Source organism: Pseudomonas turukhanskensis, assembly GCF_027922365.1.
Classification (GTDB): Bacteria; Pseudomonadota; Gammaproteobacteria; order Pseudomonadales; family Pseudomonadaceae; genus Aquipseudomonas; species Aquipseudomonas turukhanskensis.
Genome location: NZ_BSFN01000021.1, coordinates 14132 through 32987, shown reverse-complemented (window position 1 = coordinate 32987; position 18856 = coordinate 14132). Strand labels below are relative to the sequence as shown.

Annotated in this window: 20 protein-coding genes; 17 read left to right on the top strand and 3 right to left on the bottom strand. The window is 60.4% G+C overall.

Annotation, left to right across the window (positions count from 1 at the left end):
• Positions 1 to 64: 64 nt before the first annotated feature.
• The 11 genes from argS (at position 65) to PKE98_RS22960 (ending at position 12383) form a co-directional block, all read left to right on the top strand.
• Complete coding sequence (gene argS, locus PKE98_RS23010; RefSeq protein WP_271197755.1) at positions 65 to 1804, top strand: arginine--tRNA ligase; 1740 nt, start codon at positions 65 to 67, stop codon at positions 1802 to 1804.
• Position 1805: 1 nt separating this feature from the next.
• Complete coding sequence (locus tag PKE98_RS23005) at positions 1806 to 2486, top strand: SPOR domain-containing protein (RefSeq protein ID WP_271197754.1); 681 nt, start codon at positions 1806 to 1808, stop codon at positions 2484 to 2486.
• Between the two features lie 171 nt (positions 2487 to 2657).
• The gene (locus PKE98_RS23000) at positions 2658 to 4004 is read left to right on the top strand and encodes a lytic polysaccharide monooxygenase (protein WP_271197753.1); all 1347 of its coding nucleotides are present in this window, start codon (positions 2658 to 2660) and stop codon (positions 4002 to 4004) included.
• Positions 3986 to 4165, top strand: coding sequence for a hypothetical protein (locus PKE98_RS22995; protein ID WP_271197752.1), 180 nt, complete (start codon positions 3986 to 3988; stop codon positions 4163 to 4165). Before PKE98_RS23000 ends, PKE98_RS22995 begins: the two co-directional genes overlap by 19 nt.
• Before the next feature lie 174 nt (positions 4166 to 4339).
• Positions 4340 to 4870 carry an ATP-dependent protease subunit HslV gene (hslV, locus tag PKE98_RS22990; RefSeq protein ID WP_122494527.1) on the top strand — a complete coding sequence of 177 codons (531 nt, stop codon included), beginning with the start codon at positions 4340 to 4342 and terminating at the stop codon, positions 4868 to 4870.
• Positions 4871 to 4886: 16 nt separating this feature from the next.
• Positions 4887 to 6227, top strand: coding sequence for an ATP-dependent protease ATPase subunit HslU (gene hslU / locus PKE98_RS22985; protein WP_271197750.1), 1341 nt, complete (start codon positions 4887 to 4889; stop codon positions 6225 to 6227).
• Between the two features lie 121 nt (positions 6228 to 6348).
• Entirely contained in the window at positions 6349 to 6720 is a 372-nt protein-coding gene (locus PKE98_RS22980) for a gamma-butyrobetaine hydroxylase family protein (protein WP_271197749.1), read from the top strand.
• Positions 6721 to 6991: 271 nt separating this feature from the next.
• The gene (phaC, locus tag PKE98_RS22975) at positions 6992 to 8674 is read left to right on the top strand and encodes a class II poly(R)-hydroxyalkanoic acid synthase (protein ID WP_271197748.1); all 1683 of its coding nucleotides are present in this window, start codon (positions 6992 to 6994) and stop codon (positions 8672 to 8674) included.
• 226 nt (positions 8675 to 8900) lie between these two features.
• The gene (gene phaZ / locus PKE98_RS22970; protein ID WP_271197747.1) at positions 8901 to 9764 is read left to right on the top strand and encodes a poly(3-hydroxyalkanoate) depolymerase; all 864 of its coding nucleotides are present in this window, start codon (positions 8901 to 8903) and stop codon (positions 9762 to 9764) included.
• 195 nt (positions 9765 to 9959) lie between these two features.
• Positions 9960 to 11642, top strand: a complete 1683-nt coding sequence (gene phaC, locus PKE98_RS22965; protein ID WP_271197746.1) for a class II poly(R)-hydroxyalkanoic acid synthase — start codon at positions 9960 to 9962, stop codon at positions 11640 to 11642.
• Positions 11643 to 11768: 126 nt separating this feature from the next.
• Positions 11769 to 12383, top strand: coding sequence for a TetR/AcrR family transcriptional regulator (locus PKE98_RS22960; protein ID WP_271197745.1), 615 nt, complete (start codon positions 11769 to 11771; stop codon positions 12381 to 12383).
• Positions 12384 to 12606: 223 nt separating this feature from the next.
• Here the strand turns inward: PKE98_RS22960 and PKE98_RS22955 are convergent, their stop codons facing one another.
• From PKE98_RS22955 to PKE98_RS22945, 3 genes are all read right to left on the bottom strand, one after another.
• Complete coding sequence (locus PKE98_RS22955; protein ID WP_271197787.1) at positions 12607 to 13680, bottom strand: phasin family protein; 1074 nt, start codon at positions 13678 to 13680, stop codon at positions 12607 to 12609.
• A 10-nt stretch (positions 13681 to 13690) separates the two neighbouring features.
• Complete coding sequence (locus tag PKE98_RS22950; RefSeq protein WP_271197744.1) at positions 13691 to 14149, bottom strand: phasin family protein; 459 nt, start codon at positions 14147 to 14149, stop codon at positions 13691 to 13693.
• Between the two features lie 181 nt (positions 14150 to 14330).
• The gene (locus PKE98_RS22945; protein ID WP_271197743.1) at positions 14331 to 14606 is read right to left on the bottom strand and encodes a polyhydroxyalkanoic acid system family protein; all 276 of its coding nucleotides are present in this window, start codon (positions 14604 to 14606) and stop codon (positions 14331 to 14333) included.
• Between the two features lie 151 nt (positions 14607 to 14757).
• Here PKE98_RS22945 and ubiE point away from each other — a divergent pair, with 151 nt between their 5' ends.
• From ubiE to PKE98_RS22915, 6 genes are all read left to right on the top strand, one after another.
• On the top strand, positions 14758 to 15528 hold the full coding sequence (gene ubiE, locus PKE98_RS22940) for a bifunctional demethylmenaquinone methyltransferase/2-methoxy-6-polyprenyl-1,4-benzoquinol methylase UbiE (protein WP_271197742.1): 771 nt from the start codon (positions 14758 to 14760) through the stop codon (positions 15526 to 15528).
• Positions 15528 to 16157 (top strand): ubiquinone biosynthesis accessory factor UbiJ, encoded by a 630-nt coding sequence (locus PKE98_RS22935; protein WP_271197741.1) that lies wholly within the window; start codon positions 15528 to 15530, stop codon positions 16155 to 16157. The genes ubiE and PKE98_RS22935 overlap by 1 nt, the downstream gene beginning before the upstream one ends.
• A complete protein-coding gene (ubiB, locus tag PKE98_RS22930; protein WP_271197740.1) occupies positions 16154 to 17761 on the top strand; it encodes a ubiquinone biosynthesis regulatory protein kinase UbiB in 1608 nt (535 codons plus the stop codon). The genes PKE98_RS22935 and ubiB overlap by 4 nt, the downstream gene beginning before the upstream one ends.
• 66 nt (positions 17762 to 17827) lie before the next feature.
• Positions 17828 to 18229: a phosphoribosyl-AMP cyclohydrolase gene (gene hisI / locus PKE98_RS22925; RefSeq protein ID WP_271197739.1), complete on the top strand. Its 402-nt coding sequence runs from the start codon at positions 17828 to 17830 to the stop codon at positions 18227 to 18229.
• Positions 18222 to 18554 (top strand): phosphoribosyl-ATP diphosphatase, encoded by a 333-nt coding sequence (locus PKE98_RS22920; protein ID WP_108096276.1) that lies wholly within the window; start codon positions 18222 to 18224, stop codon positions 18552 to 18554. The genes hisI and PKE98_RS22920 overlap by 8 nt, the downstream gene beginning before the upstream one ends.
• 25 nt (positions 18555 to 18579) lie before the next feature.
• Complete coding sequence (locus PKE98_RS22915) at positions 18580 to 18855, top strand: twin-arginine translocase TatA/TatE family subunit (RefSeq protein WP_271197738.1); 276 nt, start codon at positions 18580 to 18582, stop codon at positions 18853 to 18855.
• Position 18856 lies beyond the last annotated feature (1 nt).

The window sequence follows — 18856 nt, the reverse complement described above, 5'->3', positions numbered from 1 at the left end:
ATAATGGTCCCCTTTTCACCCGCCTCCCGACGCCCCGGCGCCGCGATGGCCGTACGAGCAGACCATGAAAGACACCATCCGCCAGCTGATCCAGCACGCCCTCACCCGCCTCGTCAGCGACGGCGTATTGCCTGAGGGCCTGACGCCCGTGATCCAGGTCGAAAACACCAAGGATAAAACCCACGGTGATTTCGCCAGCAACATCGCCATGATGCTGGCCAAGCCTGCGGCCATGAAGCCACGCGATCTGGCGGAAAAACTGATTGCCGCCCTGCCTGCCGATGCGCAAATCAGCAAAGTGGAAATCGCCGGCCCAGGCTTCCTCAATTTTTACCAAGACACTCAGGCCCTGGCCCAGCGTCTGGAGCTGGCCCTGGCCGACGAAAAACTGGCTGTGCGCAAAAGCAGTCCGGCGCAGCGCGTGGTGGTCGACCTCTCCTCGCCGAACCTTGCCAAGGAAATGCACGTGGGCCACCTGCGCTCCACCATCATTGGCGACGGCGTTGCGCGCGTACTTGAATTCCTTGGCGACACCGTCATCCGCCAAAACCACGTTGGCGACTGGGGCACCCAGTTCGGCATGCTGCTGGCCTACCTGCAGGAAAACCCGGTCGCCAACGAAACCGAGCTGTCCGACCTCGAAGGCTTCTACCGCGCCGCCAAACAGCGTTTCGATGAGTCGCCGGAATTTGCCGAACGCGCCCGTGAACTGGTCGTGCAACTGCAAGCCGGCGAACCTGAGTGTCTGCGCTTGTGGCACAGCTTCAACGCCATCTCCCTGGCCCACTGCCAGAAAGCGTACGACCGCCTGAACGTCAAACTGACCCCGGCCGACGTCAAAGGTGAAAGCGCCTATAACGACGACCTGGCCAATGTTGTGGCTGACCTGAAAAGCGCCGGTCTGCTGGTGGAAAGCAGCGGCGCACAGTGCGTATTCCTCGACGAATTCAAGAATGCCGAAGGCAACCCGCTGCCGGTGATCGTGCAAAAAGCCGGGGGCGGCTATCTGTATGCCACCACCGACCTGGCCGCCATGCGTTACCGCAGCCAAGTCTTGAAAGCCGACCGCGTGCTGTACTTCGTCGACCAGCGTCAGGCCCTGCACTTCCAGCAAGTATTCGAAGTGGCACGCCGCGCAGGCTTCGTACACCCCGGCATGCGGCTCGAACACATGGGCTTTGGCACCATGAACGGCGCCGACGGCAAGCCATTCAAAACCCGCGACGGCGGTACGGTAAAACTGATCGACCTGTTGGACGAAGCGCAAGAACGCGCCTATGCCCTGGTCAAGGAAAAGAACCTCGAACTCAGCGAAGACGAGCTGCGCACCATCGCGCGCGTGGTGGGCATTGGCTCGGTGAAATACGCCGACCTAAGCAAACACCGCACCAGCGACTACAGCTTCAACTTCGAACAGATGCTCAGCTTCGAAGGCAATACCGCACCGTATCTGCTGTATGCCTACACCCGTGTAGTGAGCATCTTCCGCAAACTGGGCAAGGGCTACGATCAGGTCGAAGGCCAGATCCGCCTCGACGCCACGCCAGAGCAAGACCTGGCCGCCAAGCTGGCGCAGTTCGGCGAAGTGCTCGGCAACGTTGCCGACAAAGGCACCCCGCATACCCTGTGCACCTACCTGTATGAACTGGCTGGTTTGTTCTCCAGCTTCTACGAACACTGCCCGATCCTCGCCGCCGAGGATCCGACCACCCAGCAAAGCCGCCTACGCCTGGCCGCCCTGACCGGGCGAACCCTCAAGCAAGGTCTGGAACTGCTGGGTCTGGAAACCCTGGAGCGTATGTAAGTTGGCGGCCAAGAAAAAACCTGCACCCAAGCGCGGCGCCAGCCGCTACCAAGCCCCGCCAAAACGTCCGGTCCCTGGTTGGATCTGGCTGGCGTGCGGCCTGGCTATCGGCGCCTTTATCGTGTTGCTGATGAAGCTTGAGCCTGGGCGCAAGGAAATCCAGCGCGAAAAGCCGGACGACAAAGCGACCAAAACCGCCGTAGCCCCCAAGGCGCCGGCAAACAGCAACACACCGACGCCCAATGCACCGGTCAAACCCAAGTACGACTTCTATACGCTGCTACCCGAATCGGAAGTGATCGTGCCGCCTGAAGCCGTGCCTGAGCAAACGCCGCCACCGGCCTCCCCGGCCGAATTGGCCAAGGCCGACGCAGCCCGCGCCGAAGCCGCGCTCAAAGGTGAAACGCCGCCGCCATTGCCTACTGCGGTGAAAGCAGCGGTCACCCAGTACTTCCTGCAAGCAGGCTCGTTCAGAAAGCAGGACGACGCCGACAAGGTTCGCGCGCAGATCATTCTGCTCGGCCAGGACGTGCAGGTGGAGTCCGGCATGGTCCGCGATGAAACCTGGTACCGCGTATTGGTCGGCCCCTTCAGCAACCGTGAGCAACTTACGGCTGCGCAGAAAAAACTGGCCGGTAGCGGCTTCAGCAATCTGCTGCTGCAACAGCGTCAAGGGCGATAAGCCACCCTACGCAGCAACCGAGCCGCCCGCTTCGTGGGCGGCTTCCTACATTAAGCCTGCGTACCGAGCGACATAGTGATGACCGCTCGGGCCTAAAACCGCGGCGACTGAAACAATCAACAGTTAACGCCTTAAACCCGAGCGCCCTCTTTTTCCAAAAGGTCGCTTCCTATGCCGAACGCTCCGTTACGCCAACCCTCGCGCGTACTTCCCCTCCTCACCGTTATCACCCTGGCCAGCCTTGGCGCCCAGCACGCCAATGCCCACGGCTACGTGGAACAACCCAAATCCCGCGCGGTGTTATGCACCGCCGTAGCCGGCAACCAGAACAGCCTGTGCGGCAGCGTCGCCTACGAGCCACAAAGCATCGAGTACGGCCCGTCGGTCAACCATCACTACCATGGCGCCTATTGCGCTGGTGACTTCACCCAGTGCGGCCCAGCCGACGCCACCATCGCCGCTGGCGGTATGGCCGCGTTTGGCCAACTCAATGAACAGACCGCCACACGCTGGGCCAAAAACTTGCTAAAGCCTGGCCCCAACACCTTTACCTGGCGCTATACCGCCGGCCACGCCACGGCGTACCACCAGTTCTACATCACCAAAAAGGACTGGAACCCCAATCAGCCGCTGACACGCGACGCCTTCGAGCTCACTCCATTGCTGCACCAGGACGCACACGGCGTGCGGCCCCCGAGCGGCGGTACCAGTACGCACACCGTCAATATCCCCGCCGACCGCAGCGGCTATCACGTGGTACTCGCCACATGGAAAATTGCCGACACTGCCGCCACGTTCTACCAAGTGATTGACGTCAACATCAGTGGCGCAGCTAACCCACCTGGCGCCACGGCTCCCGTAGCCGCCTGGAAAAACATCGGCGTCGTGCAGCCTGAAGCCCTGCAAGTTGGCGATTCCATCACGACCCGCGTGTTCACTGCACAAGGCGAACAAACCAACCGGCAAACCACGCTGACCATCGACAGCGCCGAGCAGGCACAGGAAAACACCTGGCCATTTTTGCTGGCGCAAAAAGTGGCGAAGGCCAACGCTGGCTACTTGATGGGCGAGCTCAACAGCAGCAATGAAGTGGTACCCAACTACGGCAAAAACACTGTCTACGCCGAGACTGGCAGTGACGTGGTTCGCGTGGAGATCCAGAAAGTGCAGGCCCAGCCAGGCAACATCGGCAGCCTGTCTCTGGATGGGTTGCAAGACACCTACAACGTCCAGGGCGGCAAAACCCAGTTGCACTTCAATGCCCTGACCCAAGGCGGGCCTTATACCGTCAGCGCCACGGTGTTCAACGCCAAAGGTGAAAGTGTGGCCCACCAGCAAAGCGCCGAAGGCTCCACATCGCCCCACATGATGCTCACCCTGGACAACCCCGCAGGCGGTATCTACGACCTGGTGGTGATGGCCAACCTGAGAAAGGTGAACCACTGCAGAAGACCCACCGCTTCACCATCGAAGCACCTGTTACCGGTGGCCATGACTTTGTGTTCCCCAACGGTCTGAAGAGCTACAAGGCCGGAACCAAAGTTCTGGCGCGCGACGGCAACACCTACACCTGCAAACCCTTCCCCTACAGTGGTTATTGCGTGCAATGGAGCACCGGCGCCACCCAGTACGAACCTGGCACCGGCTCGCACTGGCAGATGGCCTGGACGCGCCAATAACGCCTTCGCCCCGGCAGCGGAGATTGCCTGCGGCAATTTCCTGCTGCCCCTACCGAAACAATCTGACAAACCGCCAACTCCCGTGCGTTTGTCATCCGCGGTTGAAATGCCAGTGACCTCCCCCCATATGAGTTTTCACTAGGGCACTTTCGCCCCCAGCGTGGAGACTCTTCCTTGACCACCATCGTTTCAGTTCGTCGCCACGGCAAAGTCGTCATGGGCGGCGACGGCCAGGTTTCCCTCGGCAACACCGTGATGAAAGGCAACGCGAAAAAAGTTCGTCGCCTGTACCACGGCCAGGTGATTGCCGGTTTTGCCGGCGCTACTGCCGACGCCTTCACCCTGTTCGAACGCTTCGAAGGGCAACTTGAGAAACACCAGGGCCATCTGGTGCGTGCCGCCGTAGAGCTGGCCAAAGAATGGCGCACCGACCGCTCCCTGAGCCGTCTGGAAGCCATGTTGGCGGTCGCCAACAAAGACGCCTCCCTGATCATTACCGGTAACGGCGATGTGGTTGAGCCCGAAGACGGCCTGATCGCCATGGGCTCCGGCGGCCCGTACGCTCAGGCCGCCGCCCGCGCCCTGCTGATGCACAGCGAACTCAGCGCCCGCGAAGTGGCCGAAACCGCATTGGGTATCGCCGGCGATATCTGCGTATTTACCAATCACAACCTGACTATCGAGGAGCTGGACCTCGCTGTCTGAGGCCCCGACCATTTCCATGCCCATGACTCCCCGCGAAATTGTTCACGAACTGAGCCGCCATATCATCGGCCAGGACGAAGCCAAGCGTGCCGTTGCCATTGCCCTTCGTAACCGCTGGCGCCGCATGCAGCTGCCTGCCGAGCTGCGTGCCGAGGTCACACCGAAGAACATTTTGATGATCGGCCCGACTGGCGTTGGTAAAACCGAAATCGCCCGCCGTCTGGCCAAGCTGGCCAACGCGCCATTTCTGAAAGTGGAAGCCACCAAGTTCACTGAGGTCGGTTACGTTGGCCGTGACGTCGAATCGATCATCCGCGACCTCGCCGATGCCGCGATCAAGATGCTGCGCGAGCAGGAGATGGTCAAAGTCCGTCACCGTGCCGAAGACGCCGCCGAAGACCGCATCCTTGATGCCTTGCTGCCACCGGCGCGCGTGGGCTTCAACGAAGACCAGACACCGAGCAACGACTCCAACACTCGCCAGCTGTTCCGCAAGCGCCTGCGCGAAGGCCAACTGGACGACAAAGAAATTGAAATCGAAATAGCCGACTTGCCCGGCGGCGTGGAAATCATGGCCCCGCCCGGCATGGAGGAAATGACCAATCAGTTGCAGAACCTGTTCTCCACCATGGGCAAGGGCAAGAAGAAAGCCCGCAAGCTGAAAGTGAAAGAAGCACTGAAACTGGTACGCGACGAAGAGGCTGCGCGCCTGGTCAACGAAGAGGAATTGAAGGCCCAGGCTCTGGAAGCTGTCGAGCAGCACGGCATCGTGTTTATCGACGAAATCGACAAAGTGGCCAAGCGCGGCAACGTGGGCGGCGCCGATGTATCGCGCGAAGGCGTACAGCGCGATTTGCTGCCGCTGATTGAAGGCTGCACGGTGAATACCAAGCTGGGCATGGTCAAAACCGACCACATCCTGTTTATCGCCTCTGGCGCGTTTCACCTGAGCAAGCCCAGCGACCTGGTGCCCGAGCTGCAAGGCCGGCTGCCGATTCGCGTGGAGCTCAAAGCCCTGACCCCGAATGACTTCGAGCGCATCCTCACCGAGCCGCACGCCTCGCTCACCGAGCAGTACCGCGAGCTACTGCAAACCGAAGGACTGAGCATCGAATTCGCCGCCGACGGCATCAAGCGTCTGGCCGAAATCGCCTGGCAGGTAAACGAAAAAACCGAAAACATCGGTGCCCGTCGCTTGCACACGCTGCTTGAACGTTTGCTGGAAGAAGTGTCGTTCAGTGCCGGGGACCTCGCCGGCAGCCAGAATGGCGAGGCCATCAGCATCGACGCCGAGTACGTGAACAGCCACCTCGGCGAGTTGGCGCAAGACGAAGACCTGTCGCGCTATATTCTCTAACCCCCGCGACTCCCGTAGGAGCCAGCTTGCTGGCGAAGCCCTTTGTCTTCAGGGTTCGCCAGCAAGCTGGCTCCTACGATAAAAGATCGCCCCGGCCCGCTACGTTCAGAGCACATCCACCATGCGTATCCCCTCGGCCATCGAGCTGCACAAGGCCTCGAAAACCCTCTCCCTGAAATACGGCGATGAAAGCTACACATTGCCGGCGGAGTTTTTGCGCGTGCATTCGCCGTCGGCCGAAGTACAGGGCCACGGCAAACCGATTCTGCAATTCGGCAAACTGGGCGTAGGTTTGAGCAAGATCGAACCGGCCGGGCAGTACGCACTAAAGTTGTGCTTCGACGACGGGCATGACAGCGGATTGTTCACCTGGGACTACCTGGAGCAACTGGCGCAACGTCAGGACGAACTCTGGGCCGATTATCTTCAAGAGCTTGCACGCGCCGGAAAGTCCCGCGATCCGGCCGAGTCCGTGGTCAAGCTGATGCTCTAGCTCGACCCTTCGAGCAGGTTAGGGCGAACTTTCTAAACTCCCTCGGCATACTCCCCGCTGCGCTTGGCCAAGTGACTGGCCTGCTTGCGCAAACGCTGAAACTCGGGTAACCAATTACCTGGCAGGTTCCGTGCATTTGACTGTGTCAGATGCAATGAATGAAGCGGAGCTAGCTCCGCCCCCGGTAACCCGAGCAGTACTAGGCGCTAACGCCCTGTGTCCGCGCACAGCAGCATGCCGGTATCAGCCTCAGGACAATGGAGCGTCGTTGATGAGCAACAAAAATAATGAAGACCTGCAACGCCAGGCCTCGGACAACACCCTAGGGCTCAATCCTGTTATTGGCCTGCGGGGCAAAGACATTCTCGCTTCTGCCCGCATGATTCTGGCGCAGGCCTACAAGCAACCCCTGCACAGCGCCAAGCACCTTGCCCACCTGGGCATCGAATTGAAGAACGTCATCCTCGGCAGTTCCGACCTGGAATCCGAAGTGGGCGACAAACGTTTCGCCGACCCGGCCTGGAGCCAGAACCCTCTGTACAAGCGCTACCTGCAAAGCTACCTGGCCTGGCGCAAAGAACTGCACAGCTGGGTCGAGCACAGCAACCTGTCGGAGACGGATATCAGCCGCGGTCACTTCGTGATCAACCTGCTCACCGAAGCCATGGCGCCGAGCAACAGCATGGCCAACCCGGCAGCGCTCAAACGCTTCTTCGAAACCGGCGGCAAGAGCCTGCTCGATGGTCTCGGCCACCTGGCCAAAGACTTGGTGAACAACGGCGGCATGCCCAGCCAAGTGAACATGGACGCCTTCGAGGTCGGCAAAAACCTGGCCTTGAGCGAAGGCTCGGTGGTGTTTCGCAACAACCTGCTGGAGCTCATCCAGTACAAGCCGACCACCGAGCAAGTACACGAACGCCCGCTGCTGGTGGTGCCGCCGCAGATCAACAAGTTCTACGTGTTCGACCTGTCGCAGGAAAAAAGCCTGGCGCGCTTCTGCCTGCGCAACGGCATCCAGACCTTTATCGTCAGCTGGCGCAACCCGACCAAGGCGCAGCGCGAGTGGGGCCTGTCGACCTATATCGAGGCGCTGAAAGAAGCCATCGACGTGATCCTGGCCATCACCGGCAGCAAAGACGTGAACATGCTCGGCGCCTGCTCCGGCGGCATTACCACCGCGGCCCTGCTCGGCCACTACCAGGCCATCGGCGAGAAGAAGGTCAATGCCCTGACCCTGCTGGTAAGCGTGCTCGACACCAAGCTCGATACCCAGGTGGCCCTGTTCGTCAACGAGCAGACTCTCGAAGCCGCCAAGCGCCGTTCCTATCAGGCCGGTGTGCTGGAGGGCAGCGACATGGCCAAGGTATTTGCCTGGATGCGGCCCAACGACCTGATCTGGAACTACTGGGTGAATAACTACCTGCTCGGCAACGAGCCGCCGGTGTTCGACATCCTCTACTGGAACAACGACACCACGCGTTTGCCGGCTGCGTTCCATGGCGATCTGATCGAGCTGTTCAAAACCAACCCGCTCACCCGCGCCGATGCGCTGGAAGTCTGCGGCACGCCGATCGATCTGAAAAAAGTCACCGCCGATATCTTCAGCCTGGCTGGCACCAACGACCACATCACCCCGTGGGAAGCCTGCTACCGATCGGCCCGCCTGTTCGGCGGCAAGATCGAGTTCGTGCTGTCAAACAGCGGACATATCCAGAGCATTCTCAACCCACCGGGCAACCCCAAAGCGCGTTTCTCCACCAGCGAGGGCGAGCTGCCGGACTGCCCCAAATCCTGGCAGGAAGACGCCACCAAGCACACCGACTCGTGGTGGCTGCACTGGCAAAAGTGGCTGGCGGATCGTTCCGGCAAACTGAAAAAAGCACCGGCTACCCTGGGCAATAAAAGCTATACACCGGGTGAGGCATCGCCGGGGACTTATGTTCACGAACGCTAGCGGCCGAACCGTTAACTGCAATCCAACCCGTCGATAGTTCACGAAACTCGAACGCCAGGATTTACTGCATACACTGCCCGCGGCACCCGGATGTGCCGCCCGCTGCCAGCGCCCACAAGGCGCCGGCAGTTGTCAAGAAGCCCGCAGGGAGCACGCTTCGTTATTCTGGAAAGGCGCGCGGGACGGCGCCGCCAGAGCGTCATAGGGTCACCCATAGGGCTAGCGCATGCCGTTACCATTTGTTTTTCGCACCATCGATCTTGATGGGCAAACCATTCGCACGGCGGTCCGTCCCGGCAAGCCGCACCTGACGCCGTTGCTGATATTCAACGGCATTGGTGCCAACCTGGAGCTGGTCTTTCCGTTCGTGGCCGCGCTGGATCCCGACCTCGAAGTGATCGCCTTCGACGTGCCCGGCGTGGGCGGCTCATCTACGCCCAACCAACCCTACCGTTTTCCCGGCCTGGCCAAACTGGCCGCGCGCATGCTCGATTACCTCGACTACGGCCAGGTCAATGCCATTGGCGTGTCCTGGGGCGGTGCCCTGGCCCAACAGTTCGCCCATGACTATCCCGAACGCTGCAAGAAGCTAGTGCTCGCCGCCACTTCCGCCGGCGCCGTGATGGTACCGGGCAAACCGAAAGTGCTCTGGCGCATGGCCAGTCCGCGGCGCTATGTGCAGCCCTCGTACGGCGTGCAGATTGCCCCGGATATCTACGGCGGTGCCTTCCGTCGCGACCCCAACCTGGCGATGGCCCATGCGAGCAAAGTTCGTTCTTCCGGCAAGCTGGGTTATTACTGGCAGCTGTTCGCGGGCCTTGGCTGGACGAGCGTGCACTGGCTGCACAAGATCACCCAGCCGACCCTGGTACTGGCCGGCGACGATGACCCATTGATCCCCCTGATCAACATGCGTCTGCTAGCCTGGAGAATTCCCAATTCGGAATTGCACGTGATCGACGACGGTCACCTTTTCCTGATCACGCGGGCCGAAGCGGTCGCGCCAATCATCATGAAATTCTTACAAGAGGAACGCCAACGTGCGGTGATGCACCCACAGCCGACACCTTCGCCGGCTCGCGATCACTGATCTAACAACACCCCGGCAGCGCGCACTGATTCAGTTCGGTCAGTACGCGCCTGACCCATTAGGGCGCCGGGCGCACCACCTTCTGTTTTTTGCGCGGTTGTCTGGAATGCACCTCCGGCGCGCCTTGGTACAAGCCTTGCTCTGTACCAATTTGACGTTGAGTCCCTTGCTGGTTTGACGACGGAGTGTTGCCCCATGCGAGACAAATCTGTGCCCACCCCGGTGACACCACCGGCCAATAAAATGAATGCGCAAAACGCGGTGATGGGTTTGCGCGGGCGCGATGTGCTGAGCACCGTACGCACCCTGGCCATGCAGGGCTTGCGACGCCCTGTATACAGCGCCAAGCACGCCCTTGCGCTGGGCGGCCAATTGGGCCGCGTGTTGATCGGCGACACATTGCACAAGACCAACCCCAACGACGCCCGCTTTGCCGACCCTACCTGGCAACTCAACCCGTTCTACCGTCGCAGCCTGCAGGCGTATCTGGCTTGGCAGCAGCAACTCAACCGCTGGATCGAAGAAAGCGACCTGCCCGCCGATGACCGCACCCGTGCGCGTTTTATCGCCACCTTGCTTGGCGACGCGCTGGCGCCGTCCAACAGCCTGCTCAATCCGCTGGCGATCAAGGAACTGCTCAATAGCGGCGGCACCAGCATCTTCAAAGGCATGCGCCACCTCTACGACGACCTGCTGCACAACAGCGGCATGCCCCGCCAAGTAAACAAGACGGCCTTCGAAGTCGGCCGCAACCTGGCCACCACACCCGGCTCGGTGGTGTTTCGCAATGAGATGCTGGAACTGATCCAGTACAAGCCGATGAGCGAAAAGCAGTACGCCAAGCCCCTGGTGATCGTGCCGCCGCAAATCAACAAGTTTTATATCTTCGACCTGAGCCCGGAGAAGAGCTTCGTTCAGTACTGCCTGAAAAACGGCCTGCAAGTATTTATGGTCAGCTGGCGCAACCCCGACGCCCGTCACCGTGAATGGGGCCTGTCGAGCTACGTACAGGCACTGGAAGCAGCAACGGATGTCGCCCGCGCCATCACCGGCTGCAAAGAGGTCAACCTGATTGGCGCCTGCGCCGGCGGCCTGACCATCGCCGCCCTGCAAGGCCACCTGCAAGCCAAACGGCAGCTGCGCAAAGTCACTTCCGCCAGCTACCTGGTCAGCCTGCTGGACAGCCAGATCGAAAGCCCGGCCATGTTGTTTGCCGACGAGAAAACCCTGGAGGCAGCCAAGCGTCGCTCCTACCAGAACGGAGTGCTGGACGGCCGCGACATGGCCCGGGTATTCGCCTGGATGCGCCCCAACGACCTGATCTGGAATTACTGGGTGAACAACTACCTGCTGGGCAAACAACCGCCCGCGTTCGACATCCTCTACTGGAACAACGACAACACCCGCCTGCCAGCCGCTTTCCACGGCGACCTGCTGGACTTCTTCAAACACAACCCGCTTACCCGCCCCGGCGCGTTGGAAGTCTGCGGCACGCCCATCGACTTGCAGAAGGTCAACGTCGACAGCTTCAGCGTGGCCGGCATTAACGACCACATCACGCCCTGGGACGTGGTGTATCGCTCCACCTTGCTGCTGGGCGGGGATCGGCGTTTTGTGCTGTCCAACAGCGGGCATATCCAGAGCATCCTCAACCCGCCGGGCAACCCGAAAGCCAACTTCTTCGAGAACGCCAAACTCACCTCCGACCCACGCGCCTGGTACTACGATGCCCAGCAGCACACCGGCAGTTGGTGGCCGGTGTGGATGGAATGGATTCAGGCACGCTCCGGCGAACAACGCGAAACCCTGCTCGCCATCGGCAACCAGAACTACCCACCGATGCAGGCAGCGCCGGGGACGTACGTTCACGAGGTTTAACGACAGATACCCACCGTCGCCGCAACCCGCTATAACGGAACGGCGGATACCGCTACGCGGTATTCGCCCTACGTCATCGGCGAACGAACGTCGGCCAACGGACCGTCAAACCAATAAGAAGAATGGATGAAAACCCGCGACCGCATTCTTGAATGCGCCCTGCAGTTGTTCAATCAGCAGGGCGAACCCAACGTCTCCACCCTGGAAATCGCCAACGAGCTGGAAATCAGCCCCGGCAATCTCTACTACCACTTCCACGGCAAAGAGCCGTTGGTGATGGAGCTGTTCGAACGCTTCGAAATCGACATGGCCCCGCTGCTCGACCCACCCGCCGATGCGCGCTTGAACGTCGAAGACTACTGGCTGTTTCTGCACCTGATCGTCGAACGCCTGGCCCACTACCGCTTTCTATTCCAGGACCTGTCCAACCTGGCCGGTCGTCTGCCTAAACTGGCCCGGGGCATTCGCCTGTGGCTTAACGCGCTCAAACGCACCCTGGCGGCGCTGCTGGCCGGGTTGAAAGCCCAGGGGCATGTTGTGAGCAGCACCCAGGCGCTGGGTTTGCTCGTGGAGCAGATCACCCTGACCCTGCTGTTCTCCCTCGACTACCAACGCATTCTGGGCAACGTCGGCGAGATTCGGCTCGTGGTGTTTCAGGTGATGATGCTGGTGAGCCCGCATATGCAGGAAGACTCGCGCGGCGCGGCTGAGTTGTTGGCCCAACGGTATCTCCAAGCGTAACGCGGTTTGGCTTTCCTGCTTTTGATCTGCCCACCCCGCTGGTGAAGGCTGAATGGAAATCTCGAGCAAACCATCCGTCATCCCAGCGCAGGCTGGGGTCCAGAATATCGGGTTGATCCCAGTTCCCCGTCCTATCCAAAACACTGGGTTCCAGCCTTCGCTGGGATGACGGTGCATAAAAAACCCGGCCATCTGGCCGGGTTTTTAGTTACCGCACACGCACTCAAGAAGACGTGCTTGGGGTCACCGGCGGAACTGGCGAAGCAACCGGCGTGGTTGTGGTCGCAGCAGTGGGTGCTGGTGTCGGCGCAGCAGCTGGTGCAGCCGGTTTGGCCGCGGCAGGGGCCGCAGGCTTCGGTGCAGCAGGCTTGGCAGCGGCCGGCTTGGGTGCGGGTTTAGCGGCAGGTTTCACCGCAGGCTTGGCAGCCGGTTTAGCGGCAGCGGGTTTGGCTGCTGGCTTGGCGGCCAGTTTGGCAGCAGGTTTTGCCGCAGGCTTGGCTGCTGCTTTCACCGCTGGTTTGGCAGCCGGTTTAGCGGCGGCTTTAACGGCAGGTTTTGCAGCCGGCTTGGCCGCTGGTTTTGCAGCCGCTTTGGCGGCCGGTTTGGCTGCTGGTTTAGCCGCCGCTTTGGCCAACGGTTTTGCCACCGACTTGGCTGCAGCTTTTGCTGCTGGCTTGGCTGCCGCTGCCGCTTTGGCAACTGGCTTGGCTGCAGCTTTAACGGCCGCTTTAGCCGCAGGTTTAGCAGCTGGTTTGGCAGCGGCTTTCGCGGCTGGTTTGGCAGCTGGTTTTGCTGCTGCTTTCGCGGCAGGTTTGGCAGCGGCTTTGGGAGCTGGTTTTGCGGCAACTGGCTTGGCGGCTACTGTCTTGGAAGAAATGCCAGTCAGTTTTTCCAGCTGTTTGGTCAAGGTATCAACTTTGCTGTTCAGCGACTTCACTTCATTACGGCTTGGAACACCCAGGCGCGAAATGGCACTGTTCAGACGTTTATCAAAGGCCTCTTCGAGCTCGCCCCACTTGCCGAGCGCCAGACCTTTTACTTCGTCGACTTTATCTTTGGCCGACCGTGCAGATGTTTTAGCTGACGATTTAACTGCGCCAACTTGTTTTTCGACTTCGGTCTTGGCCAGTTTTTCAGCTTTCTCGCCATCGGTTACCAGCGTGTCGAACAGCTTGGTGCCGTCCTTGCTGATTTTCGAATAGGCGCCCAACCCAGCCAGCCAGATTTGGCGCGAGTATTTTTCAACTTCGCCAATCCACGAACTGCTTTGTTTTTCGACTTTCTTTTTAGCAACCATCCCGCTCTCCTTATTGAGTCTTAGCGACACGTGCAACCAACGCATTCAGCACGTCCAGCTTAGCAGAGAGCGCATCAACATCCTGGCGCGATGGAATACCAAAACGATTTAGCGCGCTGGCGACTCGACGATCGAAAAGTTTTTCGATTTTGTCGAACTGCACTTCAACTTTGCTTTTGACGCTGGAGACATTGCTGCTGACAGTTTGTTTAACCGAGTCGATCTGGCTATTCGCTGCTTCGACTTGCGTTGTGACCAGTTTTTTTCCTTCTCGTTCGATACCTTCGCCAGCGCTGACCAGGCCTTTTACATAACCCAGACCTTCTTTGCCTGCCTTGGCGTAAGCGCCCAAACCGGCCAGCCAGATTTGACGGCTGTAATGTTTTACATCAGTCAGCACGGTAGCGGTACTTTCAACGGTGTTTTCAACTTTTTTAGCGACGACTTTTTTAGCTGCAACTTTGGCCATGGTGCACCCCACAAGAAAGGAAGGAAGAAACACCTGTGTCTACAGGCATGCAGCAAAACTAGCCGGGAAAATTAGAATTCACATACTAGGTATGGACGCAGCGTTTTCGTGGGAGCGACTTGAGCCGCGATGCTGTTGCTTGAAAACGCTTGCGGCCAAAGCCGCTCTCGCCTGACCTGAGTTAACTCAAGGATTCATCCAACCCTTTTTCAATCTCGCGCTTGATCGTGCCGCTCATGGCGGACAGCAGCAGCCCCAGACTCAACTCCACGCGTACGCTGTCTTCGCCGACTTTAATAGTGCCGTCAGCACCACTGCGCTTGAACTCCAGCACATCGCCCTTCCATTGATAACGCACGGCATATTCGCCAGCCAGGCGTTCAGCAAGCGCCTCGGCCTTGGCACGAGCACCATCCAGACCAAGGGTGTGGGAACGTTCGACGGTAATGCGGGCCATAACCTGGCAACTCCTGCGACCATAAGTCGCGCGACTATAACGCGAGCACAGGACCAAGGGCAGCATTGCCACGTCCCCAGCCGCACGCCTTGCCAAGACAAAGCCCACGACGGCGATTAGAATGGCCGGCACTTTCTTCCGGTGACCGCATATGAACGATCCGCGCAAAGGCAGTGATGCCGAACCGACTACCCACTTCGGCTACCAGAGCGTGCCGGAAAGCCAGAAGGCCGACAAAGTCGCCGAGGTTTTCCATTCCGTAGCTGCCAAATACGACCTGATGAACGACCTGATGTCCGCCGGCGTGCACCGCCTGTGGAAGCGGTTTACCATCGAGCTGTCGGGCGTACGCACTGGCAACCGCGTGCTGGACATCGCCGGCGGCACGGGCGACCTCACTCGCCAGTTCTCGCGCTTGGTAGGCCCTACCGGCGAAGTGGTGCTGGCCGACATCAACGCCTCGATGCTCAAGGTGGGGCGCGACAAGCTGCTCGACAGCGGCGTGGCCAACAACGTGCAGTTCGTGCAGGCCGATGCCGAGAAGCTGCCGTTCCCGGACAACCACTTCGACTGCGTGACCATCGCCTTCGGCCTGCGCAACGTCACCCATAAAGATCAAGCGATCCGCTCCATGCTGCGGGTACTCAAGCCCGGTGGCCGTCTGCTGATCCTGGAATTCTCCAAACCCACCAGCAATCTGCTGTCCAAGGCTTACGACGCCTACTCGTTCAGCCTGCTGCCGCTGATGGGCAAGCTGATCACCAATGACTCGGAAAGCTACCGCTACCTGGCCGAATCGATCCGCATGCACCCGGATCAGGAAACCCTCAAGGCCATGATGGTCGAAGCCGGTTTCGAACGCGCCACGTACCACAACATGACGGGCGGCATCGTCGCCCTGCACCGCGGTATCAAGCCCTGATGTTTACCCAGGCGCTGCTGGCCACTGCCGAAACCGGGATCAACCGCGTATTACGCTTGGACGCCACCGCCCTGCCTCGCCTGGCGCACCTGGCCGGCAAAGTGATCGAGGTGGAGTGCAGCGCACCGGCGTTACAGCTGTTTATCCTCGCCGATGAGGCCGGCTTGCGCCTGGCCGCCCGCTGGGAAGGTGACATCGCTTGCCGTCTGCGGGCACCGGCCAGCAGCCTGCTCCGCCTGGCCACCAGCAATGATAAAACCGCCGTGCTGCACAGCCCCGAGGTGGAGCTGGACGGTGACAGCGCCGTGCTGCTCGACCTTGCCGGCGTGCTGCAAGACCTGGAGCTGGACTGGGAATACGAGCTGGCCCGTTGGCTAGGCCCGGTGGGCAGCCAGCTGCTCAGCAGCCACCTGAAAAGCCGCGCGCGCTGGACAAGCCAGAACCTCGACAGCCTGCGCCACAACCTCGCCGATTACCTGGCCGAGGAGTCGCGCTCGCTGGTGGGCAACAACGAAGCGCAAGCGCGCTTTGCCGAACTGGATGACCTCAAGATGGCCCTCGATCGTCTCGATGCGCGGGTTGAACGTCTGGCCCTGACACTCACCCCAAAACCTAGCGAACCCGCATGAGCCTGCTTGCCGTCCGCCGATTGTTGCGCATCCAGCGCGTGGTTATTCGCTACCGCCTCGATGATCTGATTCTCGACCTGCCGCTGCCCTGGTGGCTGCGCGCCGTCGGCTACGTTCTGCCGTGGCGCTGGCTGCCCCGACGCAAGCTGGCGCTCAGCCGTGGCGAACGCGTACGCCTGGCGCTGCAAGACCTGGGACCGATCTTCATCAAGTTCGGCCAACTGCTCTCCACCCGCCGGGATTTGCTGCCGGTGGACATGGCCGATGAACTGGCGTTTTTGCAAGACCAGGTGCCGCCGTTTGATTCGGCCCATTCCCTGGCGCTGATCGAAGCGCAACTGGGCGCCAAGGTCGGTGACGTATTTGCCCGCTTCGACAGCCAGCCATTGGCGTCGGCCTCGGTCGCGCAGGTGCATGCCGCGCAACTGCGCAGCGGCGAAGAAGTGGTGGTGAAGGTGATTCGCCCGGGCCTCAAACCGGTGATTCGCGCCGATATCGCCTGGCTGTTCCTGTTGGCCAAACTGGCTGAGCGGGTGTCCACCGAAGCGCGTCGCCTGCACCCGGTGGAAGTGGTCAGCGACTACGAAAAAACCATCTACGACGAACTCGATCTGCTGCGCGAAGCCGCCAACGCCAGCCAGTTGCGGCGCAATTTCGAAGGTTCGCCGCTGCTGTATGTGCCTCAGGTTTACTGGGACTGGTGCCGCCCGCAGGTGCTGGTGATGGAGCGCATCTACGGCGTGCAGGTCACCGATATGGAAACCCTGGCCGACCAGCGCACCGACCTGAAGATGCTCGCCGAACGCGGCGTGGAAATCTTCTTCACCCAGGTGTTTCGCGACAGCTTTTTCCATGCCGACATGCACCCCGGCAATATTTTCGTCAGCACCCGCACGCCGTGGAGCCCGCAGTACATTGCCATCGACTGCGGCATTATCGGCAGCTTGACCCCGGAAGATCAGGACTACCTGGCGCGTAACCTCATCGCCTTCTTCAAGCGTGATTACCGCAAGGTTGCCCAGCTGCATATCGACTCGGGCTGGGTGCCGGCAGAAACCAAAGTGAATGATTTCGAGGCGGCGATTCGTACCGTGTGCGAGCCGATCTTCGAGCGGCCGTTGAAAGACATCTCCTTTGGCCTGCTGCTGATGCGCCTGTTCCAGACTGCGCGACGCTTCAATATGGAAATTCAGCCGCAGCTCGTGCTGCTGCAGAAAACCCTGCTCAATATCGAAGGCCTGGGGCGGCAGCTGTACCCGGACCTGGACTTGTGGACCACCGCTCAACCATTTCTGGAACGCTGGATGCGCGAGCGCGTAAGCCCGAAAAACCTGCTGCAGAATCTGCAATCGCAGGTGGAGCAAGTGCCGCACCTGGCTCACATGACGCGCGAATTGCTCGAGCGCATGGCGCAGCCGCACCTGCACAACCCGCCACTGCAGCAGCAACCCGACCGCGATCACTGGGCCCTGCGCCTGGTCGGTACAGCGCTGCTGGGCGGCGGTATCACCCTGGCCCTGGCAGCGGCCAGTGTGACCGTCGCCGCCCTGTGGCCGGCCGGTTTGATGAGTGCCAGCGGTCTCTACCTGATTCTGCGCCGATAGCCAGTGGCGGCCTCAACTGGCAAACTCGCCTGATTGACCGGGCCACGCCCGTATTACGGAATTGCAATGAACGATTGGCTAGACGAGATCAACTGGAACAGCGACGGCCTGGTGCCGGCAATTGCCCAGGACTACAAAACCGGGCGCGTGCTGATGATGGCCTGGATGAACCGCGAGGCCCTCGCCCTCACCGCCGCCGAGCAGCGCGCCATCTACTGGTCGCGCTCGCGTGGCAAACTTTGGCGTAAGGGCGAAGAGTCCGGCCATGTGCAAAAGCTGCATGAGATGCGCCTGGACTGCGACGAAGACGTGATTATCCTGATGGTCGAACAGCTAGGTGGCATTGCCTGCCATACGGGCCGTGAGAGCTGCTTCTATCGCGTGTATGAAAATGGCGCCTGGACAGCCGTCGACCCCGTGCTGAAAGATCCGCACGCCATTTATGCCGCAGGACACGCCCATGAGTGACACCTTAAGCCGCGTTGCCCAAGTGCTCGAAGAGCGCAAAGGCGCCGCCCCCGACAGCTCTTACGTAGCCAGCCTGTACCACAAGGGCCTGAACAAGATTCTGGAAAAGGTGGGTGAGGAATCGGTGGAAACCATCCTCGCCGCCAAGGACGCAGCCGTCAGCGGTGACTGCAGCGACCTGATCTACGAAACCGCCGACCTGTGGTTCCACAGCCTGGTCATGCTTGCCGCTCTCGGCCAGCACCCACAGGCCGTGCTGGACGAACTGGACCGGCGCTTCGGGTTGTCCGGGCATGCGGAAAAAGCCGCTCGCGACCCTTCTTAACGTATCTATCTAGAGGAACAGCTCCATGGGTATTTTTGACTGGAAACACTGGGTCGTCATTCTGATCGTCGTCGTGTTGGTCTTCGGTACCAAGAAGCTCAAGGGCCTGGGCGGCGATGTCGGCGAAGCCATCAAGGGCTTTCGCAAAGCCATGAACGACGACGAAAAACCGGCCGAGCAGCAAGCTCCGGCACAGCCTACCCAAGCGCAGCCCGCGCCGGGCCAGAGCGCTCCGCTGAACCAGCCGCACACCATCGACGTGCAAGCACAGAAAGTCGAAGAGCCGGCGCGCAAGGACTAAT

What these genes read in the sequence shown, in the direction of transcription:
- phaC (WP_271197748.1), top strand. Translation starts at nt 6,992, where the DNA reads ATGAGCAACAAAAATAATGAAGACCTGCAACGCCAGGCCTCGGACAAC.
- PKE98_RS22955 (WP_271197787.1), bottom strand. Translation starts at nt 13,680, where the DNA reads ATGGTTGCTAAAAAGAAAGTCGAAAAACAAAGCAGTTCGTGGATTGGC.
- PKE98_RS22980 (WP_271197749.1), top strand. Translation starts at nt 6,349, where the DNA reads ATGCGTATCCCCTCGGCCATCGAGCTGCACAAGGCCTCGAAAACCCTC.
- ubiB (WP_271197740.1), top strand. Translation starts at nt 16,154, where the DNA reads ATGAGCCTGCTTGCCGTCCGCCGATTGTTGCGCATCCAGCGCGTGGTT.
- PKE98_RS22935 (WP_271197741.1), top strand. Translation starts at nt 15,528, where the DNA reads ATGTTTACCCAGGCGCTGCTGGCCACTGCCGAAACCGGGATCAACCGC.
- phaZ (WP_271197747.1), top strand. Translation starts at nt 8,901, where the DNA reads ATGCCGTTACCATTTGTTTTTCGCACCATCGATCTTGATGGGCAAACC.
- hisI (WP_271197739.1), top strand. Translation starts at nt 17,828, where the DNA reads ATGAACGATTGGCTAGACGAGATCAACTGGAACAGCGACGGCCTGGTG.
- PKE98_RS22945 (WP_271197743.1), bottom strand. Translation starts at nt 14,606, where the DNA reads ATGGCCCGCATTACCGTCGAACGTTCCCACACCCTTGGTCTGGATGGT.
- argS (WP_271197755.1), top strand. Translation starts at nt 65, where the DNA reads ATGAAAGACACCATCCGCCAGCTGATCCAGCACGCCCTCACCCGCCTC.
- PKE98_RS22915 (WP_271197738.1), top strand. Translation starts at nt 18,580, where the DNA reads ATGGGTATTTTTGACTGGAAACACTGGGTCGTCATTCTGATCGTCGTC.
- phaC (WP_271197746.1), top strand. Translation starts at nt 9,960, where the DNA reads ATGCGAGACAAATCTGTGCCCACCCCGGTGACACCACCGGCCAATAAA.
- PKE98_RS22920 (WP_108096276.1), top strand. Translation starts at nt 18,222, where the DNA reads ATGAGTGACACCTTAAGCCGCGTTGCCCAAGTGCTCGAAGAGCGCAAA.
- PKE98_RS23000 (WP_271197753.1), top strand. Translation starts at nt 2,658, where the DNA reads ATGCCGAACGCTCCGTTACGCCAACCCTCGCGCGTACTTCCCCTCCTC.
- ubiE (WP_271197742.1), top strand. Translation starts at nt 14,758, where the DNA reads ATGAACGATCCGCGCAAAGGCAGTGATGCCGAACCGACTACCCACTTC.
- hslU (WP_271197750.1), top strand. Translation starts at nt 4,887, where the DNA reads ATGCCCATGACTCCCCGCGAAATTGTTCACGAACTGAGCCGCCATATC.
- PKE98_RS22950 (WP_271197744.1), bottom strand. Translation starts at nt 14,149, where the DNA reads ATGGCCAAAGTTGCAGCTAAAAAAGTCGTCGCTAAAAAAGTTGAAAAC.
- PKE98_RS22960 (WP_271197745.1), top strand. Translation starts at nt 11,769, where the DNA reads ATGAAAACCCGCGACCGCATTCTTGAATGCGCCCTGCAGTTGTTCAAT.